The organism is Mesorhizobium sp. f-mel (assembly GCF_053850215.1).
This window is the reverse complement of record NZ_JBSPTO010000002.1, coordinates 177,947-197,288: the sequence shown is the minus strand read 5'-3', so window position 1 is coordinate 197,288 and position 19,342 is coordinate 177,947. Positions and strand designations below refer to the sequence as shown.

The window sequence follows — 19,342 nt, the reverse complement described above, 5'->3', positions numbered from 1 at the left end:
CATTATCTCGGGGCTTGTTTGCGGACGCGACTTTCCAGCCGCATAAGCAAATAGTCGACTTCTTGTCTGGCCGCCGCCGACAACGCACTGCCCGGCTTGCGCTGGGCGTCGGACGTGATGGCACCGCGCTTCATCATCACATATTTGCGTACCGCAAGTCCCACACCGGGTTGCTGCTCATAGCGCAGGTAGGGCAGGTGGGCGTCGAAAAGATCGTGCGCCTTGTCGCGCTCGCCGGCGGCAGACAATTTCACCACGTCGACGAGCATATCGGGGAAGGCATAGCCGGTCATCGCGCCGTCGGCGCCGCGCTCCATCTCGAAGTCGAGGAAGAGGCCGCCATTGCCGGTGAGGATGGACAGCGGCCGCAGTGAGCCGTCCTTCTGAAAGCCGCGCAGCGCGCTGATCTTCTCCAGGCCCGGCCAGTCCTCGTGCTTGAGCATGAAGCAGGCCGGATTGTCGGTGACGATGCGGCGGATGACGGCCGGGGTCATGACGACCGAGAGGGTCAGCGGATAGTCCTGCAGGACGAAAGGAACATCCTCGCCGACCGCTTCGGATGCGTTGCGGAAATAGGTGACGATCTGGTCATCGGTGCGCAGCGCCGGCGGCGGCGCAATCATCACGCCTTGCGCGCCAACCTCGATCGAGGCGCGCGCAAGGCTGCGCATGGCGGCGAAGCCAGGGGCGGAGACGCCGACGATGACCGGCAGCCTGGTGCGCGCCACGATGCGCTTGACGATCTCGAGCGATTCGCCGGCGTCGAGCTTTGGGGCCTCGCCCATGATGCCGAGGATTGTCATCCCATCGACGCCGCAGCGCTCGTAGAAATCGACCATCGAATCAAGTGATTCCCAGTCGATCTTGCCATCCGCCTCGAACGGCGTCGGGGCAATGGTGTAGACACCTTTGGTGTCAGGACCGATGGCCATGAGATCCTCCTAAATTCAGCTTTCAGTCATAGCGCAGGACCGACGGTCCGATCCAACCCGGCAGTTGGTCCGGACGGGCGGGGCGCGAAGTAACCGCATGGTAAGCTTGCTTCGCTATCACATTGATAATGCCATCGATGGCATATTTGCATCTCGGTAAATTAGTATGTCATTAACTATAGGGGTAAGGGACTACAGTCCATCGACAAGATGGTCGTTGCGCCTTGCCTTGTTTATGGCAACTTACGTGGCAGGCGCGTCTGCACTAAGTCCGCAGTCTTTCTTCCACCTAATTCTGGTTTATGCTCAGAAATTCACCGTCGGTATTCCGATCTTGTTTATTAGTGGGGTCTGTTCTGCTGCGCTTATTTACGGCCGAGCAGAGCCAACTCGCTACGTCGTAGATTTGGTTCGAGGGCGCTGGCGTGCCTGTTTACTGGTTCTGCTGTTCTTCTTCGCGAGCTTGACCGCGTACTCTACCTACAAAATGGCCATCCCGTCCGTCGTTCCATTCTATGCGGACAACTGGTTAGCCGATCTGGATGAATGGCTGCACGGGACTGCGCCGTGGGAACTCACGCACAGGCTCGACAGCAATACGTGGTCGATCGTCGTCTTCAACAGCTATGAGGTGATTTGGTTTTTCCAATGGTTCGGCACCATGCTTTTCGTGTCTCTCTGGTCGGACAAGATTGGCCGCATCCGCTACCTCTGGGCAGCAGCGCTGACGTTATGCATCCTCGGCACCATTTTGGCCTCGGCGCTGGCGTCGGTCGGGCCGATCTACTACCACCAGTTTGTTGGCGAGGACCGCTTCAGCGGACTCAAGGTCGCCATGGACGGTCTCGACTATAGCCACATGGTGCGGGAGCCCGCCGCATATCTTCTGACGGCTTACCAGAGCGGCCGGCCAGACCTTGGCGGCGGCATCTCGGCCATGCCAAGCATGCACGTCGCCTTTGCCACACTGAATGCCTATCTGCTTTCTTCCCTCAATATCTGGCTCGGTATTCTCGGTTGGATGTTCGCAGCCCTGATAATGTACGGTTCGGTATATACCGGATGGCACTATGCTGTTGACGGCTACGTCTCCATCATTGTGGTGTCGGTGATCTGGTGGGTAACCAGACGCCAGCCGGCGCAAATTGAGACACAGTTTGCGATACGCCAACCCATAGAAGGTTAGGTGTGCGACGCCTGACAATGTCAGCCAGGGGCAACAGCGCTGGTTAATTTATTGGCCGCGCCAGCAATTGCAGACGCCCCACAGCGACGGCGAGGTCAAATCATGGAAAAGAGAAGGTCTTGGCCGATCCCGGGAATGGCTTTGCTAAAGTGACGATCCAGCTTTAACCTTCTGCAGCGCATTTCCAGGTCGAAAACCGGGTTTGATCCCCTATCTGTCCGGGAACGCCGCACGGAACGGAGCCAGCTTCATGAGTGACAGCCAGGTCAAGGTAAGGATTGCGGGTGGGAACGCCATTCGAAGCCTGCATGCCGACCTGCCAGTCAACGCCACGTTCCATATCTGGCTTAAGGCGGCCAAGCCGGACGTGCCGGGCTCGCTGTCTTTTTCCAATGTCCGTGGCAAGTTCGGCGAGGTGAGCGTTACGAACGCCGAAGAGTATGAATTCAGAATTTTTCACGTCTTCGGCGGTGGCAGTGTCGAACTCGACTACGACACGGATCAGACCTCGGTATCGGTCGCCTACTGGTTCGCATTGGCCGACGTGCTGGAGACAGGCATTACAGTTATCCACACCAATCCGGGAAATGCCCCGCCGAACATTCCTGACAGCTATCATTTTCGCCCGCCGTTCGGCTGGATGAACGATCCAAACGGATTCGGCCGGTTTGGAGGTCGCCCACATCTCTTCTACCAGCATTATTCCCATGGGCTTCGGTGGAACACGATGCACTGGGGGCACGCCGTATCTTCCGACTATCTGCGATGGCGTCACATGCCCATCTTCCTGTTCCCGTCGGAAGATCTTACCGCAAGGCCCGACAAACGGGGTGGTGCGTATTCCGGCTCAGCCATCCCGCTTGCCGATGGCCCGGGTATTCGCGTCTTTTTCACCGAGCAGGTACAGGACCGTATCCCGGAACAGCAGATCCAGCTCACTGCCACTTCCAGCGACCTCATTACGGCGGGAAATGCCGACGTCATCCTGCCCTACCGCCCCCTTGACGAGGGATTGACCACCGATTTTCGTGACCCATACGTCTTCAAGGGACCGGATGGCCGTTGGAAAATGCTGCTGGGCAGCCAGAGCGATGAGGGCGGCGTTGTCCTGCTCTACGAAACCCACGACCATACGGCCGCCACCGGCTGGACATATATCGGCAAGCTTCTGGTCGAGAAACACTATCGGACGACGGCGATCGAATGTCCCTGTCTGCTGCCGCTCGACGGGCCTGCGACCGATCCCGCGACGCGCTGGGTTCTAATTCTCGGCCTAATGAATAGTGAGGACCAGTCCACCCGGCGCAAGAATCTGACAATGGCCATTGTCGGCTGGTTCGATGGTCAGACCTTTTCCAAGGAATTCGAACAGGAACTGGACTTCGGGACGGATAACTACGCCTTCCAGGCCTTCGTCGACGGTGATGCCATTGTCGGTATTGGATGGCTTGCCAACTGGGCCGATACCGGACCGGCGATCGATTTCCCCACAGCCATGACGTTGCCTCGCAACATCCATTTGTCTGCAGGCGAGTTGCATACCCCGCCCATCGGAGCAGCCGAGAGCCTGCGGAGCCATATTCTGGACCGAACGCGCCTTGCAGCCGGAGAGCAGGTAAGCTTTATCAACGGCTCCGTCGAAATCCTGTTCGAGTTGGAAAAGCCGGGTGCCCATTTCCGCCTGAAGCTCCATCATCCAACTGTTCGCCTCGAGGTTGTCGTCGACGACGAGGGACTTGCCATTTGTCATGAAGACGGGGGCGCAGCTCAGTCTCCTCACTATATCGCCAAGGGAGCCCGTCCAAGACGGCTGCGGATATTCCTCGACTACGGATCGATCGAGGTCTTCGCGGATCACGGTCGTTGGGCTGGCACGAAGCGGATCAGCGGTTTTGAGCCGGTACAATCGGCACGTCTCATCGCCGAAACGGGCGCAGTTCTACACGCGACGGTATGGGCGCTCAAACCGTGACAAGGAGATCAATATTTCCAGTTTAGGATCGGGCGTCGTCAAACACCGACCAATGAACGAGGCCTTCGACGACGCCAAAGGCAAACTGTTCTTTCGCGCTGTAAATCAGCGGGTTGTCCCGAGCCATGTCAAGCAGTTCGGGTAGGGCATTGGCGACGACAATCCCGCGCGCACCCGGCAGGTCGAACATACTGCGATCGTTGTTGGTGTCGCCGGCGACCACCACCTCATCCAGGCCGATGCTGAGTTCATTGCAGAGCCAGGCCAGCGCCTGGCCCTTGTCTGCCGAACGCGGCAGGATATCGAGATCGCGTCCGCTGGAATAGATCATCGTCACTGACAGGCCGGCCTCGGCCAGAGCGCGCTCGATGCTGGCAAGGGCTTCCGGACTTGCTTCGTGCAGGTACCAACTCGATTTGAAGGCGTGTTGATAGCCGTCGGGTTGGCGAACGGTGTCTTCGAGCGATCCGAGCACCGCATCGACTTTCTCAAGAGACCAGCCTTCCGAAAACCTCTGGGTAAAGTGCCCCAGATCAGTAAAGTGTGCGTGACGCGAGGTGTGCCGCGGACCGGCGAGCATTGTACCGACACCGCCGATCACGTAGTCCGGCGCTGGCAGGCTGACTTCGTCGACGAAGTTCAAAATATCGTCGGCCAGACGACCGCTGTTGTAGACGAGAACCGGCCGGTGCTCGGGGTCGAGCGCTTCCCATTTGGAACGGAAGCGTGATGTCGCCGGCGCGTCGCCTGCCAGAGTCCCGTCGAGGTCACTCGATAGAAGCGCGATCGGTTTCAATCGCCGTCGTTCCACGGCTCATCCCAATCATGGTCGTCGACCGCCTTCAGCACCGGACGTCCTTCGACAAGGCTGACAAGCTGCTGCGCGATACCTGTCCAGGTGAACAGGCTGCGCGCCTTGTGCGCGCCCATGCGACCCAGTCGGCCGTAGAGGCGCTGGTGCTTCATAGGCTTGACGATCGTGATGCCGAGATCTTCCTTGTCGAACGGATCACCGAACAGCGCGTGCCGGCCATAGCTGATCCCGCGATAGAGGCCGCCATGGATTGTAACCACGGTGGGCGTTCCGCAGGCCATTGCCTCGATCGCGGTCATGCCGAACGGCTCGTAGCGGCTCGACAGGACGAACATGTCCGCCGCCCGATACGTGTCGGCCAGATCCTCGTCGGCAACATATCCAGAGAAGACGACACGATCCTGCAGGCCTAGCTGTTCAACCTGTTCCTTGAGCTGGTTCAGGATCTTCTGTTCCTGCTCGTCCATGTTCTCGCCGCCGACAGCAAGTCTCAGGACCGCATCCGGCACACGCGGCGCCACCACGGAAAACGCATCGATCAGCAGGTCGTAGCCCTTGTTGGTGGCGAGCCGGCCGAGCGCCAGGATCGTTCGCCCTTCGAAGCCGAGCCGATGGCGGATCAGCCGGCGAGACGCCTCGCTGACGGGGAAGAACCGGTTGTCGTCGTAACCGGGCGGGATCATGTGCACGCGGTCGCGCTCGAGACTGTAGTCCTCGACCAGCATATCCAACTGCGGCGGCGTTGTTGCAATCACCATGGCACAGCTTCGATAGATGATGGTTTCGTGCTTTATGCGCTCGGTGAAATTGAACTCGGCCTCGAATGTATCGGCCTTGTCCGGGTAGTCCGTCTTCATCTGGCGCTGCTTCCATATGCCGAGCGAATGCGGCGTATGGATGTGCGGGATATTGAGAGCTTCCGACAGTCGCTGCCCCGCCACGCCCGCATCCCAGTAGTGACTGTTGATGAAGTCGTAGGAGAGGTTTTCCCTGCGAATCAGGCGCAACGCGTTTTCACACCACTCGAGAAGGTGGCGGTGGAGGTATTCCTTCGGAATAAAATCGGGTCCGCCGCAGGCGACACGCAGGACACGAACCCCGTCTGCCACTTCATCGATAGGGGGCTGGTCTTCAAATCGCCGCGTCCAGATATCGACGGCATAGCCCAATTGGGCCAGCTTTTTGGCAAGTTCCAGGACGTAGACCACTTGTCCGCCGGTATCGGCCGCGCCGAGTGGTGGGTTGGCAGCTACGTAGCCGTGGGTTGAAATGAGTGCAATTCGAGGTGTCGCCGCATCCGAGTTGACGTCCGGCATCTGTATCCTTCTCTACGATTCTGCACGCCCGCAGTCGAAAGCGTGCGCCAATTCACAACTATAAGGATTCCACCACCCATCCGCAAATTCCAAGCACGCGCTCAGGTCAACGCAATTGACGTGATGGTAAGGCAAACCGGCTCTGTTGCATGTTTCGGTCACCGAGTGGCCTCAAACAGCGTTAGACGGTTGTTCGAGGATTTATGGTGTCCAAAAGGCCGCCATTTCGATCGGTCTGTCATCCTTTGCGCCCGTTGGTCTCTGGCCTCAGGAGCTGAGCCTACGCCTCCTTGAGGAGATGGCCGAGTGCGCCATCAACGTCCGTCCCTCAATCCGGTTGCGCGTGGCTTCGCTCCCCGGTGAGGAAGGGTGGATTTCGTTTGATATTCCCGCGCATTGCGCAATAGAGCTGCGGAGCCTCAGGTCGAATCGTGCCGCCGCTCTATCTTTGTGTTTGAGCATCGGATTTTCCCAAAACCGGTTTCCACTTCTGGGTCCAATGCTCTAGACCTGACAGGCACCTTTTCCGGAATTCTGATGGCGGGAGGCGCTGGTGGAAGGCCAGGACGAAAAGACGACCGGCGCCAGGGCCGCTGAGGACAGCCACGCCGACATTTATGGCGAGGACGGCGCCATTCTGTCTTCGTTCCTTGCCGCGATCGGTGCAGCGATTGCCGATCGCGACACGCTGACGCTGAAGCGTGAAGTCGACGACCTGCACCAATCGGAACTTGGCGATCTGCTCGAGGCGCTTCATCCCGAACAGCGCCGCGCGCTGGTCGACTTGTTGGGCGCCGATTTCGACTTTTCCGCGCTGACCGAGGTCGACGAGGCGATCCGCCGCGACATCGTCGACAGCCTGCCCAACGCGCAGATTGCCCAGGGGGTGCAGGATCTCGATTCCGACGACGCGGTCTACATTCTCGAGGATCTCGAAAAGGAAGACCAGGACGAGATCCTGTCGCAACTGCCGTTCACCGAGCGGATCAGGCTGCGCCGCTCGCTCGACTATCCCGAAGAGACCGCCGGCCGCCGCATGCAGACGGAGTTCGTCGCAGTGCCGCCGTTCTGGACGATCGGCCAGACCATCGACTACATGCGCGAGGACAACAACCTTCCCGACCGCTTCAGCCAGATCTTCGTCATCGATCCGAGCTTCAAGCTGCTCGGCGCCATCGATCTCGACCAGATTCTGCGCACCAAGCGCTCGATCAAGGTCGAAGAGGTCATGCATGAGACCAGGCACGCCATTCCGGCCACGATGGACCAGGAAGAGGCGGCGCGCGAATTCGAACAATACGACCTTCTCTCCGCCGCCGTCGTCGACGAGAACGAGCGGCTGGTCGGCGTGCTGACCATCGACGACGTGGTCGACGTCATCCAGCAGGAAGCCGAGGAGGATCTGCTGCGCATGGGCGGTGTCGGCGATGAAGAACTGTCGGATAGCATTCTTTCGACCTCGCGCTCGCGGGTTCCGTGGCTGCTCGTCAACCTGCTGACGGCGTTCCTGGCGGCCTCGGTGATCGGCCTGTTCGACCGCACGATCGAGCACATCGTGGCGCTGGCCGTGCTGATGCCGATCGTGGCGGGCATGGGCGGCAATGCCGGCTCGCAGACCATGACGGTCACGGTGCGGGCGCTGGCAACCAGGGACCTCGACATCTACAATGCCGGCCGCATCATCCGCCGCGAGATGGGGGTGGGCTTCATCAACGGCATCATCTTCGCCATCCTGATCGGCATCGTCGCGGCCGCCTGGTTCCGCGATCCCAATTTGGGCGGCATCATCGCAGCGGCGATGATCATCAACATGTTCGTCGCCGCACTTGCCGGCATCCTGATCCCGCTGCTGCTCGACCGGTTCAAGATCGACCCGGCCGTGGCCTCGGCGGTTTTCGTCACCACGGTCACCGACGTCGTCGGCTTCTTTGCCTTTCTCGGCCTCGCCACATGGTGGTTCGGCGTGCGCTGAGCGAACGTGCGGTTATGCCTTCAATTGACTTTTACGTAAATGCCATGCGAGATTTTGGAACTGCCTGTCGGCCGATTCTGACGCGCGTCTGGACGATAGCGAGGCCGCATGGTTGGAACTCGCAGCGCGGCTGGGCATTTGGAGTGACGATGCGGGAATATTATTCGATCACCGAACTGACCCGCGAATTCGATGTTTCGACGCGGACGCTGCGCTTCTACGAGGACGAGGGGCTGGTGCAGCCGGTACGTCGCGGCCGTACGCGGCTGTTTCGCCCGTCGGACCGGCACCTCATCCGCCAGATCATGCGCGGCAAGAGGCTCGGCTTTTCGATCAATGAAATCCGCGAAATCATCCAGATGTATAAGGAGCCGCCCGGGGAGGTCGGTCAGCTCAACCTGATGATCAAACGCATTGAGGAAAAGCGCGAGGATCTGCGCCAGAAGCGCCGGGACCTCGAAGAGACCTTGGCCGAACTCGACCAGGCCGAGGAATCCTGCGTCGAGCGATTGGTGGAGCTCGGCGTCAACACCTGACCGGCCCTTTCGATAATTCTACTCTGAAAAGACCTTGCGGCACGCCTCAAATCCAGCGTCGCACCTTTTTCGCGTAGTCCCGGTATTTCTTGCCGAATTTCGTCGTCAGCACTTTTTCCTCGCCCTCAATCGCCATTTTCTGCGTTGCGAAGGCGGCGATGATCGCCAGCGGCAGGAACCATACGATCCCCGAGACAAGGGCCACGCCGATCAGCAGCAGCGTGTTGGCCAGATATATCGGGTTGCGGCTGACAGCAAAGGGGCCTGATGTCACCAGATGGTCCGGCACGGCGTTTGGGTGGAGCGTCGTCTTTGCCCGGATCATGGTGCGGATCGCCGTGAACCAGAGTGCGACGACGCCGAACAATGCCACCCAGCCGGCCGCGAACAGGATGTCGCCGAGCAGGCCGCCGATCCATGGCAGCGGGTAGAGCAAGCTAAGCCCGATGCTGACGGCGATGGCCGCGACATAGATCAGCGGCGGCCACGGTATAAACCCCGGTTTAGGTTGCCCCGGTTTCTGTTGATGGTCGGTCATTGTGCTCCTCCCTCCATCAAGGTGCTGTCGGCTTTGGCAGTGCAGGCGCCGGCGAGCTCGTCGAGATGTGCCTTCCATTCCGCAGCCTGGTCGTTGCGGTAGAGCCGATCAAGCGTGGCCTCGCCCTCGAGTGTATCGAGCATGCACACACAATAGCTGGAGCAGAACTCCGTGTCGCGCGATTGCTCGCACGATGTCTGGCATTCTTTCAGGAAGGTGACCTGCCTGGTCTCGACCGGTGCCGGCACCACTTGCGAAAGCAGCCAGACCGAGCCGATCAGCACCGGCTGGTGGATCAGATAGAAGGCGAGGCTGTGCCGGCCGATAAAGACCAGCGGATTTGTCCAGCGGCCGGGCGTCAGGCCCGCCAGCCGCGTCAGCATGCCGGAAGCGAAGGCGAGTTTTGCCGCGGCGATGCCCACAAGCACGGCGCCGAACCATGGAAACAGAGGCACATAATCGTTGGAGCGAGGATTGGTTGCCGACAGGCCGACCCACCACAGGGCCGGATGGTCGAAGATCTCGGACCTGAGGTAGAGCGGCGCGGCGATGACGAAAGCCGCGACAACAAGCGTCAGCAGCGCCGGCAGCCGCAGAAACGCCAGGCCGAGCAGGCTGGCGAGCGCGATCTCGTGCAGGATACCGAAGAAGATGAAACTGTCCGGCGTGGCAAGCCTCGTGGCAGCCGATATGGCGAGCGCCGCACCAGCGACCATGGCGAAGCGTTTCCAGAAACCGTTCCAGCGGATCTGTTTGCCATGGGCGAGGAACAGACTGACGCCGACCAGGAACAGGAAGGTCGAAGCGATGCAGCGCGCGTAGAATTTCCACCAGCCGAAGGCGGTCAGGCCGGGATCGGTGTAGCCGAAGAATTCGAGATCCCAGGTGAAATGGTAACTCGCCATGGCAAGCAAAGCGACGCCGCGGGCGACGTCGATGGCGATGATGCGCTTCGGCTTCGGTTGATCCTGAACGGATACGGTCAGCGTGTCGATGCTCATGGTCTCGCAATTCTGATTCAGCAGAGCAAGACGACTATCACGATTGCGCCGGACAAAAGAAGGCGGCCACACACGGCCTCGGCTCCGCTTCGCGCCGGCGTCGCATCAAGGCCGGCATTAGAGCGACGTGCGTCCACTTGGACGCACAAAGTACGCTCTAACGCTTTTGAATCTACGCATCGTGCTTTCCGAAAATCGATTCCGATTTTCGGGCCGATGCGGTAGGCCAGCGCCGGAAAGCCTTTGGCCGGTTCGCTTTTTGCCGTGAACGGGTCGGTTTCCTGTTACCGACCCAGGGATGGCCACGGCAGATTTGGCGCTCACGTCCTGCTTTGGGCGATTCTGCTTCGGGGACAGCAATGGCTACCCATGTGCGCCATCCAATCGCGCTTCCGGCCTTGCGACCGGCGGATGCGCGCACCTTCGCCTCGCTCTATGCGGTCGAATCCTTCGCGCGCGCCACCGTGTCGAGCGTCATCCCGATCCAGGCCTACGAAATCCTCCGCAACGAGCAGATCGTCTCGATCCTCTACACCGTCGTGGCGCTGGCCGGCCTGTCGGTGACGCTGTTCATGCCGATGCTCATCCGGCGCTTTGCTCGACGCTGGGTCTACACATCAGGTGCCTGCCTGCTTGCCGTCGGCTCGCTGTTCTTCGTCACGCACACGCTCACCGGGCAGCTGGTGGGCATGCTTTGCCGCGTGATGGGCGCCAGCGCGTTGTCCATCACGCTCAGCCTCTACATTATGGACCACATCCGCAAGACCGATTTCATGCAGGCCGAATCGCTGCGCATGGCGTGGTCGATGCTCGCCTGGACAAGCGGGCCGACACTCGGCATCTTCCTCTACACGCGTTTTGGCATCTATGCCGCGCACGGCGCGGTCGCCATCTTCGCCATGGCCCTGCTGGCGCTGTTCTGGACCTACCGGCTCGGCGACAATCAGTCGATCCGCCCTGGCAAGACGCGGCCGGCCAATCCGCTTGCCAATATCGGCCGCTTCGTCGCGCAGCCGCGTCTCAGGCTGGCCTGGCTGATCGCCTTCGGCCGCTCCTGCTTCTGGACGACATTTTTCGTCTACGGGCCTTTGTTCATGGTGATCACAGGCGAAGGCGAGCTCGCTGGCGGCCTGCTGGTCTCAGCGGGCAATGCGCTGTTGTTCACGGCCATCTTCTGGGGCAGAGTGGGACAGCGTTTCGGCGGCCGGCGAACCATGACATCAGCCTATTTCGCCCTGTCGGCCATGCTGCTGGCGGCGGGCGCCGTCGGCGAATCCGTGCCGTTTCTTACCGGCGCCTTGCTGCTGTGCGGCGCGCTCTTCGCCATCGCTCTCGACGCGTTGGGCTCGACCGCCTTCTTGCGCTCGGTGCGGTTCTATGAAAGGGCTGAGATGGCGGCGGTCTATCGCACCTATCTCGACTTTTCCGAGCTGACACCGCCGTTGGTCTATTCGGTGGTGCTGGCGTTTTTCGGGCTGGGCTCGGTGTTCGCCATGCTCGGCCTGCTGGCGGCGGTCTGCGGTTTTGTCACCTGGCGGTATCTGCCGAAGTCGCTTTGATCGTCAGAATTTTGGTGAAAGCGTTGTATGCCGCTCGCGCACCCAGTTGTGGAAGCGATGCAATTCATATTCCTCGGGCATCAGCATGCCGGCCTTGTGGCGCACCAGCCGGACGGTCCTGACATAGTCGACATGGCCGACGATGAACATCGACGGCAGGTTGGTGGCGTAGGTCTGCCCGGCGGAACGCTTGGCTGAAGTCAGGTCGGGAAAGACCGGGCCGTGGACGCGCGCCCGTCTCGCGACCATGTCTCGGCTCCGGCCCGCAGGCCACCGGAAAACTCCGGCGCATCATTGTCGGCGTGACGCGCCCATTCGGGGTCGTCGTGCCGCCCCATCAGGCCGCGGCCATAGATCGACACCAGCCGCGACAGGTCCTTGTGGACGCATGGGCAATGCAGGCACTCGTTGAAATTCTCCCAGAAGATCTTCCAGTTGCAGTTCATGACCTTGCGCAGCATATGGCCTGACACCAGCGTCTCCAGCGGTCAGTTGGCGAGGTCGCCGGAGGCGGGATCGAAGGTTGTCTCGGCCGAACCGTCGGCGTCTTCCCTGAGATTGACGAAGACGAAACCGCCTCATACCGACAGCGCTACGCGGTAAAGTGGATGATCGGCCTTGTCGAAGCCTTCAGGCAGCGATTTCGACGGCACGCGCACGAGATCGCCGCGCAGCGAATAGGACCAGGCGTGGTAGGGGCAAGTGATGAGCCGCGCCTTCAGCCGACCTTCGCTCCCCCGGCAAAGCTGCGAGCCGCCATGCCGACAGGTGTTGTGGAAGGCGCGCAGCTCGCCGGTCTCGTCGCGCAGCACGACGATCTCCTCAGTGCCGACACGGAACGTCCTGAACGCCAGCGGCTGGGCAAGGTCGGCCTCTCGGCAGACGAGCAGCCAGCTTCGATACCAGATGGCGTCGAGATCGCGCTGATAGGCTCGATGTCCCAGTAGGCCGATGACGGCAGCGACGGTTCAAGTCGCGTCAACCGTTATAGGGATCGTGCTCGCTCGGGCTGGGCTGCATGACCGGCTCCTGTGATACGCCAGCCGACACCCGGTCGCGAACATTGTCAATCGCGGCGCCGGGCTGGGCTGGCCTGCCGAGAGGCGCATTCGCGCCGGTGGCTGGCGGAATTTGGTTTGCCGGACGCGACGATTCTGCCTATAGTCGCAGCTGTCGTCGGTTCCGTTTGGAGCCGCGCATGATCCCGGAACCGGAATCGGTTCCGGGATCATGCGCAGAGTCTAAGTGTTAGAGCGTCCTCGTGCGTCCATTCGGACGCACGGCGCCCTAAAGGGAATGCGGTGAGGGCGAATTGTTGGCCCAATGCCGTGGCTGCCCCCGCAACTGTGTGCGGTTAGTCCTCTCCATATGCCACTGAAGAGTTTCTTCGGGAAGGTGGGGAAGGGCGTTGATCCGCGAGCCAGGAGACCTGCCGGCGACAGGAAAACTGACTTCTATGCCCTCGGGTGGAGGGCGAAAGGACAAGACATGAATACCGCTTCCGTCTCGCTCGGCACTTCCGTCTCCTCGCAGTCGCGCTTCGTGCAGCTGGCGCTTGCTGCATTTCTCGGCATTTTCGTGATGGGCTTTGTCGGCTTCTCGCATATCGATGCGGTCCACAATGCCGCTCACGACTATCGGCATTCGATGGCGTTCCCCTGCCACTGACGAGGGGCTGACATCATGACACTGTTTCGCAACGTCGTGTTCATCGCGGCGATCGCAGGGCTTGTGGCAGGCGTCGTTCTCGCCTGCATGCAGGCCTATGCCACGGTGCCGCTCATTCTGAAAGCGGAAGTCTACGAACAGGCCGGCGGTGGTCACACGCATGACCATGCCGCGGCGCCGGCTGCGAACGCCGGGGATACGAATGCCATGACCAGCGCGGCGCCAGCGCCGGCCGAAGCTGCCGCCCCGGAAGAGGAGGGCTGGACGCCGGCCGATGGCTTCGAGCGCTTCGCCTTCAATATCGTTGCCAATGTGGTCACCGGCATCGGCTTTGCGCTGATCTTGGTCGCCGCTTCGGAGTTCGCCGGCGGCATCGGCAATTGGCGTCAGGGCCTGTTCTGGGGCTTTGCCGGCTTTGCCGTATTCACGCTGGCTCCGAACCTTGGCCTGCCGCCCGAATTGCCAGCGATGCCGGCGGCCGATCTCACCCAGCGCCAGATCTGGTGGACGGCGACCGTGATGGCGACCGCGGCGGGTCTCGGCCTGCTTGCCTTCCGCAAGTCGTTGCCACTGGCGCTGATTGCCGTAGCGTTGATCGTGGTGCCGCATATCGTTGGCGCGCCGCAGCCCGACAGTTTCGAATCGCCGATCCCAGAAGGCCTGCATCACCAGTTCGTGGTGGCGGTGACGCTGACCAATCTGGTGTTCTGGCTGGTGCTCGGCGGCATCGTCGGCGTGGTGCGTGGCCGCTTGACCGGCACCGCGACCGGCCTGCGCGACAGCTTTGCCTGATCGCGTTACCGGGACGCTGACCCTGGTCATCGGCGGTGCACGCTCCGGCAAGAGCGCGCATGCCGAAAAATTGGCGACGGCCTGCCCGGCGCCGTGGGCCTATATCGCCACGGCGCAAGCCTATGACGACGAGATGCGCGAACGTATTGCGCTGCATCGGTCGCGGCGCGGCGAGGGCTGGACGACCATCGACGCGCCGCTCGATCTCGTCGGCGCGATCGAGGCGCTGCCTGACGGCCGGCCCGTCCTGATCGACTGCCTGACTTTGTGGCTGACCAACCATATGCTGGCCGAACATGACGTTGAGGCCGAATGCCGAGGGCTGGCGGATGTGCTGTCACGACCGCGCGGGCCGTGGTTCGTGATTTCCAACGAGGTCGGCCAGGGCATCGTGCCGGACAATGCGTTGGCTCGCCGGTTTCGCGATGCCGCCGGCCGGCTCAACCAGCAAGTCGCGGCAGTGTCCGATACGGTGCTGCTGATGGTGGTGGGGCTGCCGCTCAAGGTGAAGTGACATGTCTGATGCTATCGATCCCAAGGACGAGGAGCGCCATCGCGCCAAGATGGCCAAGCGCAAAGCGGTGCAGGACGCCGAGGTCGCGGCAAAGACGGTCGAGAAGGGGCTGCTGATCGTCAACACCGGGCCCGGCAAGGGCAAGACCACTGCCGCCTTTGGGCTGGCGCTGAGGATGCTCGGCTACGGCAGGCGCGTCGGCGTCGTCCAGTTCATCAAGGGCAAATGGCACACCGGCGAGAAGGACGCCTTTGCCGCCTTCGGCGACCGGGTCGTCTGGCATACAATGGGCGAGGGCTTCACCTGGGAAACGCAGGATCTGAAGCGCGACATCGCCGCCGCCGAAGCGGCCTGGGCCAAGGCGCTCGAGCTGATGACCGATCCATCGATCAGCCTTCTGGTGCTCGACGAGCTGAACATCGCGCTGCGCTACGATTATCTCGATCTCGACAAAGTGGTGACGGCGCTGATAGGGCGCCGCGAAAACCTGCATGTCGTCGTCACCGGCCGCAACGCCAGACCGGCGCTGGTCGAAGCCGCCGATCTTGTCACCGAGATGTGCGTGACCAAGCATCACTTTTCCGCCGGCGTGAAGGCACAGCAAGGCATAGAGTTTTGAGCGTTTTGCCCGCGGTTAGGCAGCACGTAACTCGTACTGGAGACGACCGATTATCGAAAGTCGGCGCCGCCCCTCAACCCCCTGCCGGGACCTTCTCCCGCGAAGGACGGGGAGAAGTGGCTTGGCCGCAACGCTGGCGATCCCCCTCTCCCCGTCCTTTACGGGGAAATGGTAAGGGTGAGGGTGAGGGGTAGCGCTGACCTGAAGGTTCGTCCTGGTCGCGAGCTCGCGATTCCTTGCTTAGTGACGGCAGATGGTGCTGATTTGCGCCTATGACCCGCCCCGAGGCGGGTTTTTACTTTTTGCCGATCTCGACCGGCCGCGTTGCACTGCGGTCACGCACCGACGACAATCACTGACAGCAAGCCGAACAGCGCGATCAGCAAAAAGTCGGCGACCCGATAGAGTTTCAGCGCCCGCCTGATGTCGGCGCTCTCGGCATCGCGGTGGCCGCCTTCCCCCATGAACGCATCGTCGACGATGACGCCGTCATAGGAACGCGGGCCGGCGAGCGCCAGGCCGAGCGCGCCGGCCATCGCCGCCTCCGGCCAGCCGGCATTGGGCGAGCGGTGCTTTGTCGCGTCGCGCTGCACGGTGCGCCAGGCGTTGCCGGCATCGGCGCCTTTGACGAAGAAAGAGGCACCCACGATGAGCAGTGCGGTCAGCCGCGACGCCGGCAGGTTGATCAGATCGTCGAAGCGCGCTGCCGCCCTGCCGAAGGCCTCGTGGCGCGCGGTGCGGTGGCCGATCATCGAATCGGCCGTGTTGGCGGCCTTGTAGGCGACGCCGCCGGGCAGCCCGCCGACGCCGATCCAGAAGACGGGCGCAACGACGCCGTCGGAAAAATTCTCGGCCAGGCTTTCGATCGCCGCGCGGCAGACGCCGGCTCTGTCGAGCTTTTCCGGATCGCGGCCGACGATCCTTGAGACGGCAGCACGGCCGATGTCGAGTCCACCATTGTCCAGTCCGTCGGCCACCGCCTCGACATGCTCGGCCAGGCTCTTCTGCGACAGCAGCGACGCCGCCAGGATTGCCGTGAGGACCAGTCCGGCTGGAATGCCCGAAAGCATGGTTTCCACGGCGAAGGCGATGGCGGCCGGCACCAGCACGATGATCAGCAGCGCATGAACACCGCGCCGGCGACGCAGGGCGTCGGAATCAGTATCGCGGTTGAGCCTGCGGTCGAGAAAGGATATCAGCCTGCCGAACCAGGTGACGGGATGGCCGATGGCGCCGAACAGCCAGGCCGGGTAACCCACGGCGAATTCAACAACCAGTGACAGGAAAGCGGTCAGGATCGACATGAAGTCTCTTGATGGAGCGGCGACAGTGGTGGATCACGGCGGAAGCCTTGGCCGGGCGAGGGCGCTTTTTCCGCATGCGCCGCAGCCCTTCGTCGACCTCTCGACCGGTATCAATCCGCACTCCTATCCGTTTTTCGATCTGCCCGCCACCGCCCTGTCCAGATTGCCGGAAGCAGCGCGGGTCCGCGAGTTGGCCGAAGTCGCGGCAAGCGTTTATGGCGCGCCATCGGCAGCGAATGTGGTGGCGACGCCGGGCACGCAGATCCTGTTGCCGCGCGTCGCCTCGCTGGCGAGCCCCGGCAAGGCGCTGGTGCTCGGGCCGACCTATGCTGAACATCAGCGGGCAGCGGCAATCGCCGGCCATGCTGTGACGGAGGTCGATGATTTCGAGGTCCTGGCAGGAGCCGATCTCGCCATCATCGTCAACCCCAACAATCCGGACGGGCGCATCATCGAACGCAAGAAGCTGCTCGATCTTGCCGGAAAATTGTGCGCCAAAGGCGGGTTGCTGGTCGTCGATGAGGCGTTCATGGATGTCGGGCCGCGCGCGGAAAGCCTGGCCGGCGATGTCGAGCAAGGCGGCATTGTCGTGCTGCGTTCCTTCGGCAAATTCTTTGGCCTCGCCGGCCTGCGGCTCGGCTTTGCATTGGCCGACGCGCTGACGGTCGAACGGCTCGAGGCGCAGTTCGGGCCATGGGCGGTCGCCGGCCCAGCGCTCGAATACGGTATCCGCGCGCTTGCCGACAGCGGCTGGCGGGCGGAGATGCGATGCCGTCTGGCAGAGGATGCAGCACGGCTCGATGCGTTGTTCGGCCGTTTCGGCGTCTCAGTCGCCGGCGGCACCACGCTGTTCCGCTATATCGGGCTGGCGGACGCCGCCGGACTGTTTTCGGCGCTTGGCGAGCGCGGCATCCTGCTTCGGCATTTTTCCGGCCGGCCGCATGTGCTGCGCGCCGGGCTGCCGGGTCCTGACGAAGAATGGCAGCGGCTCGAATCGGCTCTTGCCGACTGGGCGCAACAGCGTGACGATAACACCAAGGAGGTCAAGCAATGATCCATGTCTGTTCGCTATCAAAGGTCGAGGAAACGGTCGCGAGAACCGGCGCCGAGCGGCTGCTTTCCCTGCTGGCTGCCGGTACCGAGGTGACGCGGCCGGCGTCGATCGCCCGGGAAAACCATCTGCACCTGGTCATGCATGACATTGCGGTGGCGCAAGAGGGCATGACCATGCCGGGCGAAATCCATGTCCGCGATCTGCTCGATTTCGCGCGCCGATGGGATCGTACAAGGCCGCTGGTCGTGCATTGCTATGCCGGCATCAGCCGTTCGACCGCCTCGGCTTACATCATCGCGGCGGCATTGGCGCCGAAGCGCTGCGAGGTCGAATTGGCTGAGACGCTGCGCGCGTTGTCGCCGACGGCGACACCTAACCCGCGGCTGATCGCGGTCGCCGATACGCTGCTCGATCGCAACGGCCGCATGATCGGCGCGATCCAGGCGATCGGGCGCGGCGCGGACGCCTTCGAAGGCACGCCTTTTGAGTTGAAGATCGACGCCTAATGCATGTCGCCCAAAAGTGCGCAGCGATTTTGGGATAACGAGATGTATAAAAACAAGAGCTTAAAGCGCGTCGCATAAATCCGTTCAGACGCGACGCGCTTTAGAGTTTGGCCAAGATCTTTTCCGAAACCCGGTTTCCGCTGTTTGCCGCGCTGACCTTCGGTTCGGGACCATGGCCTGACTATGCCAGCCAGTCGGCCAGCTTCGCCTTGCGCACATCCTTCAACAGGCTGATGAAGCCGTCCGCCTGATGGTTGGCGGTAAGCCTGCCCTTTTCGGCCGTTGCAATGCTGGCGTCGCCGACCACGCCGTTCGGGTTGAGATCGGTGGCGATCCAGGCGAAGGCGTGCGTTCCGGTGTGGCGCAGCAGTGAAAATTCCTTTTCGGCGCGGGCGACGTTGGACACGAAATTGTCGGCCTTTGCCATGTCGACCAGATCCGGCCGGAAATGCAGCATCAGCGAGGTCTCGACATCGCCGCCATGGATGCCGTGGCGATCCTCAAGCTCGGTATACATGCCGGCCGGCCGGCCAAAGCGCTGCCAGCTCGTCTTCACCGCCAGCATCTTTGCACGCACGCGCAATTCGCGGGTGATGATGCCCATGATCTCTTCGTTCCCGCCATGCGAGTTGACGACGATCAGTTTCCTTAGCCCGGCCCGCGCGATCGACAGGCCAAGCTCGGTCCACGCCTCGATCAAGATCGGCGCCGGCAGAGTGAGGGTTCCCGGTGCATGCAGGTGCTCGTTCGACTTACCCACCGCCTGGACGGGCAGGATGCGGATGTCGAGATCGGCGGGCAGGCGGGCGATCACCGTGTCGAGCATGCCGGTCATGATCGAGGTGTCGGTCGAAACCGGCAGATGCGGGCCGTGCTGTTCGATCGCCGCCACCGGCAGAACGGCGATCGTCGCTTCCGGATCGATCGTGGCGTATTCGGTGGTCCGGTAGTCGCCCCACCACACGCGTTTGTTTGCAGCGGTCATGTCATGCCTTTTCGATAGACTGGCCTTTTCGATAGACTGGCCTCTTCGATGCACGGCCAGACCTAGCGCGGGAA

21 protein-coding genes and 1 riboswitch are annotated in these 19,342 nt (G+C 61.8%); of the genes, 11 read left to right on the top strand and 10 right to left on the bottom strand.

The genetic code is table 11. From position 1 onward, the window contains the following. Window positions 1–2: 2 nt before the first annotated feature. Window positions 3–932: a dihydrodipicolinate synthase family protein gene (locus ACWUKX_RS04990; protein ID WP_456004470.1), complete on the bottom strand. Its 930-nt coding sequence runs from the start codon at window positions 930–932 to the stop codon at window positions 3–5. 217 nt (window positions 933–1,149) lie between these two features. Between ACWUKX_RS04990 and ACWUKX_RS04985 the strand changes: the two genes are divergently transcribed. Together ACWUKX_RS04985 and ACWUKX_RS04980 are read left to right on the top strand one after the other, a co-directional pair. After that, window positions 1,150–2,118 carry a phosphatase PAP2 family protein gene (locus ACWUKX_RS04985; RefSeq protein WP_456004467.1) on the top strand — a complete coding sequence of 323 codons (969 nt, stop codon included), beginning with the start codon at window positions 1,150–1,152 and terminating at the stop codon, window positions 2,116–2,118. A 250-nt stretch (window positions 2,119–2,368) separates the two neighbouring features. Beyond that, complete coding sequence (locus ACWUKX_RS04980) at window positions 2,369–4,090, top strand: GH32 C-terminal domain-containing protein (protein WP_456004464.1); 1,722 nt, start codon at window positions 2,369–2,371, stop codon at window positions 4,088–4,090. 22 nt (window positions 4,091–4,112) lie between these two features. Here the strand turns inward: ACWUKX_RS04980 and ACWUKX_RS04975 are convergent, their stop codons facing one another. Beyond that, window positions 4,113–4,886, bottom strand: coding sequence for an HAD-IIB family hydrolase (locus tag ACWUKX_RS04975; RefSeq protein ID WP_456004461.1), 774 nt, complete (start codon window positions 4,884–4,886; stop codon window positions 4,113–4,115). Next, window positions 4,883–6,220 carry a glycosyltransferase family 4 protein gene (locus tag ACWUKX_RS04970; protein ID WP_127211236.1) on the bottom strand — a complete coding sequence of 446 codons (1,338 nt, stop codon included), beginning with the start codon at window positions 6,218–6,220 and terminating at the stop codon, window positions 4,883–4,885. The genes ACWUKX_RS04975 and ACWUKX_RS04970 overlap by 4 nt, the downstream gene beginning before the upstream one ends. A 553-nt stretch (window positions 6,221–6,773) precedes the next feature. On the opposite strand from ACWUKX_RS04970, the gene mgtE reads away from it, so the two are divergent. Further along, window positions 6,774–8,192, top strand: coding sequence for a magnesium transporter (gene mgtE, locus ACWUKX_RS04965; RefSeq protein WP_456004458.1), 1,419 nt, complete (start codon window positions 6,774–6,776; stop codon window positions 8,190–8,192). Window positions 8,193–8,341: 149 nt separating this feature from the next. Further along, window positions 8,342–8,728: a MerR family transcriptional regulator gene (locus ACWUKX_RS04960; protein WP_023685221.1), complete on the top strand. Its 387-nt coding sequence runs from the start codon at window positions 8,342–8,344 to the stop codon at window positions 8,726–8,728. A 46-nt stretch (window positions 8,729–8,774) separates the two neighbouring features. Here the strand turns inward: ACWUKX_RS04960 and ACWUKX_RS04955 are convergent, their stop codons facing one another. Together ACWUKX_RS04955 and ACWUKX_RS04950 are read right to left on the bottom strand one after the other, a co-directional pair. Beyond that, the gene (locus tag ACWUKX_RS04955) at window positions 8,775–9,266 is read right to left on the bottom strand and encodes a methyltransferase family protein (protein ID WP_456004454.1); all 492 of its coding nucleotides are present in this window, start codon (window positions 9,264–9,266) and stop codon (window positions 8,775–8,777) included. Then, a complete protein-coding gene (locus ACWUKX_RS04950) occupies window positions 9,263–10,267 on the bottom strand; it encodes a heparan-alpha-glucosaminide N-acetyltransferase (RefSeq protein WP_456004451.1) in 1,005 nt (334 codons plus the stop codon). Before ACWUKX_RS04950 ends, ACWUKX_RS04955 begins: the two co-directional genes overlap by 4 nt. A gap of 359 nt (window positions 10,268–10,626) precedes the next feature. Here ACWUKX_RS04950 and ACWUKX_RS04945 point away from each other — a divergent pair, with 359 nt between their 5' ends. Then, window positions 10,627–11,826, top strand: coding sequence for an MFS transporter (locus tag ACWUKX_RS04945; RefSeq protein WP_456004448.1), 1,200 nt, complete (start codon window positions 10,627–10,629; stop codon window positions 11,824–11,826). Between the two features lie 3 nt (window positions 11,827–11,829). Here ACWUKX_RS04945 and ACWUKX_RS04940 read toward each other — a convergent pair whose 3' ends face one another. The 3 genes from ACWUKX_RS04940 to ACWUKX_RS04930 form a co-directional block, all read right to left on the bottom strand. Continuing rightward, complete coding sequence (locus ACWUKX_RS04940; RefSeq protein ID WP_456004445.1) at window positions 11,830–12,075, bottom strand: hypothetical protein; 246 nt, start codon at window positions 12,073–12,075, stop codon at window positions 11,830–11,832. Continuing rightward, window positions 12,027–12,299: an SRPBCC family protein gene (locus ACWUKX_RS04935; RefSeq protein ID WP_456004442.1), complete on the bottom strand. Its 273-nt coding sequence runs from the start codon at window positions 12,297–12,299 to the stop codon at window positions 12,027–12,029. Before ACWUKX_RS04935 ends, ACWUKX_RS04940 begins: the two co-directional genes overlap by 49 nt. A gap of 105 nt (window positions 12,300–12,404) precedes the next feature. Then, on the bottom strand, window positions 12,405–12,680 hold the full coding sequence (locus ACWUKX_RS04930; protein ID WP_456004897.1) for a Rieske (2Fe-2S) protein: 276 nt from the start codon (window positions 12,678–12,680) through the stop codon (window positions 12,405–12,407). Window positions 12,681–13,074: 394 nt separating this feature from the next. Next, window positions 13,075–13,277, top strand: a riboswitch (cobalamin riboswitch). A 37-nt stretch (window positions 13,278–13,314) separates the two neighbouring features. Between ACWUKX_RS04930 and ACWUKX_RS04925 the strand changes: the two genes are divergently transcribed. From ACWUKX_RS04925 to cobO, 4 genes are read left to right on the top strand one after another with little or no spacing between them, the layout of a single operon-like run. Beyond that, window positions 13,315–13,494: a CbtB domain-containing protein gene (locus ACWUKX_RS04925; protein WP_029352005.1), complete on the top strand. Its 180-nt coding sequence runs from the start codon at window positions 13,315–13,317 to the stop codon at window positions 13,492–13,494. Window positions 13,495–13,509: 15 nt separating this feature from the next. Beyond that, complete coding sequence (locus tag ACWUKX_RS04920; protein ID WP_456004440.1) at window positions 13,510–14,286, top strand: CbtA family protein; 777 nt, start codon at window positions 13,510–13,512, stop codon at window positions 14,284–14,286. Further along, window positions 14,279–14,800 carry a bifunctional adenosylcobinamide kinase/adenosylcobinamide-phosphate guanylyltransferase gene (gene cobU, locus ACWUKX_RS04915; protein ID WP_456004437.1) on the top strand — a complete coding sequence of 174 codons (522 nt, stop codon included), beginning with the start codon at window positions 14,279–14,281 and terminating at the stop codon, window positions 14,798–14,800. The genes ACWUKX_RS04920 and cobU overlap by 8 nt, the downstream gene beginning before the upstream one ends. A gap of 1 nt (window position 14,801) precedes the next feature. Further along, on the top strand, window positions 14,802–15,419 hold the full coding sequence (gene cobO, locus ACWUKX_RS04910; RefSeq protein WP_456004434.1) for a cob(I)yrinic acid a,c-diamide adenosyltransferase: 618 nt from the start codon (window positions 14,802–14,804) through the stop codon (window positions 15,417–15,419). 335 nt (window positions 15,420–15,754) lie between these two features. On the opposite strand, the gene cbiB is transcribed toward cobO, so the two are convergent. Then, window positions 15,755–16,723 (bottom strand): adenosylcobinamide-phosphate synthase CbiB, encoded by a 969-nt coding sequence (gene cbiB / locus ACWUKX_RS04905; protein WP_456004432.1) that lies wholly within the window; start codon window positions 16,721–16,723, stop codon window positions 15,755–15,757. On the opposite strand from cbiB, the gene cobD reads away from it, so the two are divergent. Next, window positions 16,722–17,777, top strand: coding sequence for a threonine-phosphate decarboxylase CobD (cobD, locus tag ACWUKX_RS04900; protein WP_456004429.1), 1,056 nt, complete (start codon window positions 16,722–16,724; stop codon window positions 17,775–17,777). The two genes, cbiB and cobD, sit on opposite strands and share 2 nt — an antisense overlap. Next, a complete protein-coding gene (locus ACWUKX_RS04895) occupies window positions 17,774–18,283 on the top strand; it encodes a tyrosine phosphatase family protein (RefSeq protein ID WP_029351995.1) in 510 nt (169 codons plus the stop codon). Before cobD ends, ACWUKX_RS04895 begins: the two co-directional genes overlap by 4 nt. 181 nt (window positions 18,284–18,464) lie before the next feature. Here the strand turns inward: ACWUKX_RS04895 and ACWUKX_RS04890 are convergent, their stop codons facing one another. After that, a complete protein-coding gene (locus tag ACWUKX_RS04890; RefSeq protein WP_095518551.1) occupies window positions 18,465–19,268 on the bottom strand; it encodes a creatininase family protein in 804 nt (267 codons plus the stop codon). Between the last annotated feature and the right edge of the window lie 74 nt (window positions 19,269–19,342).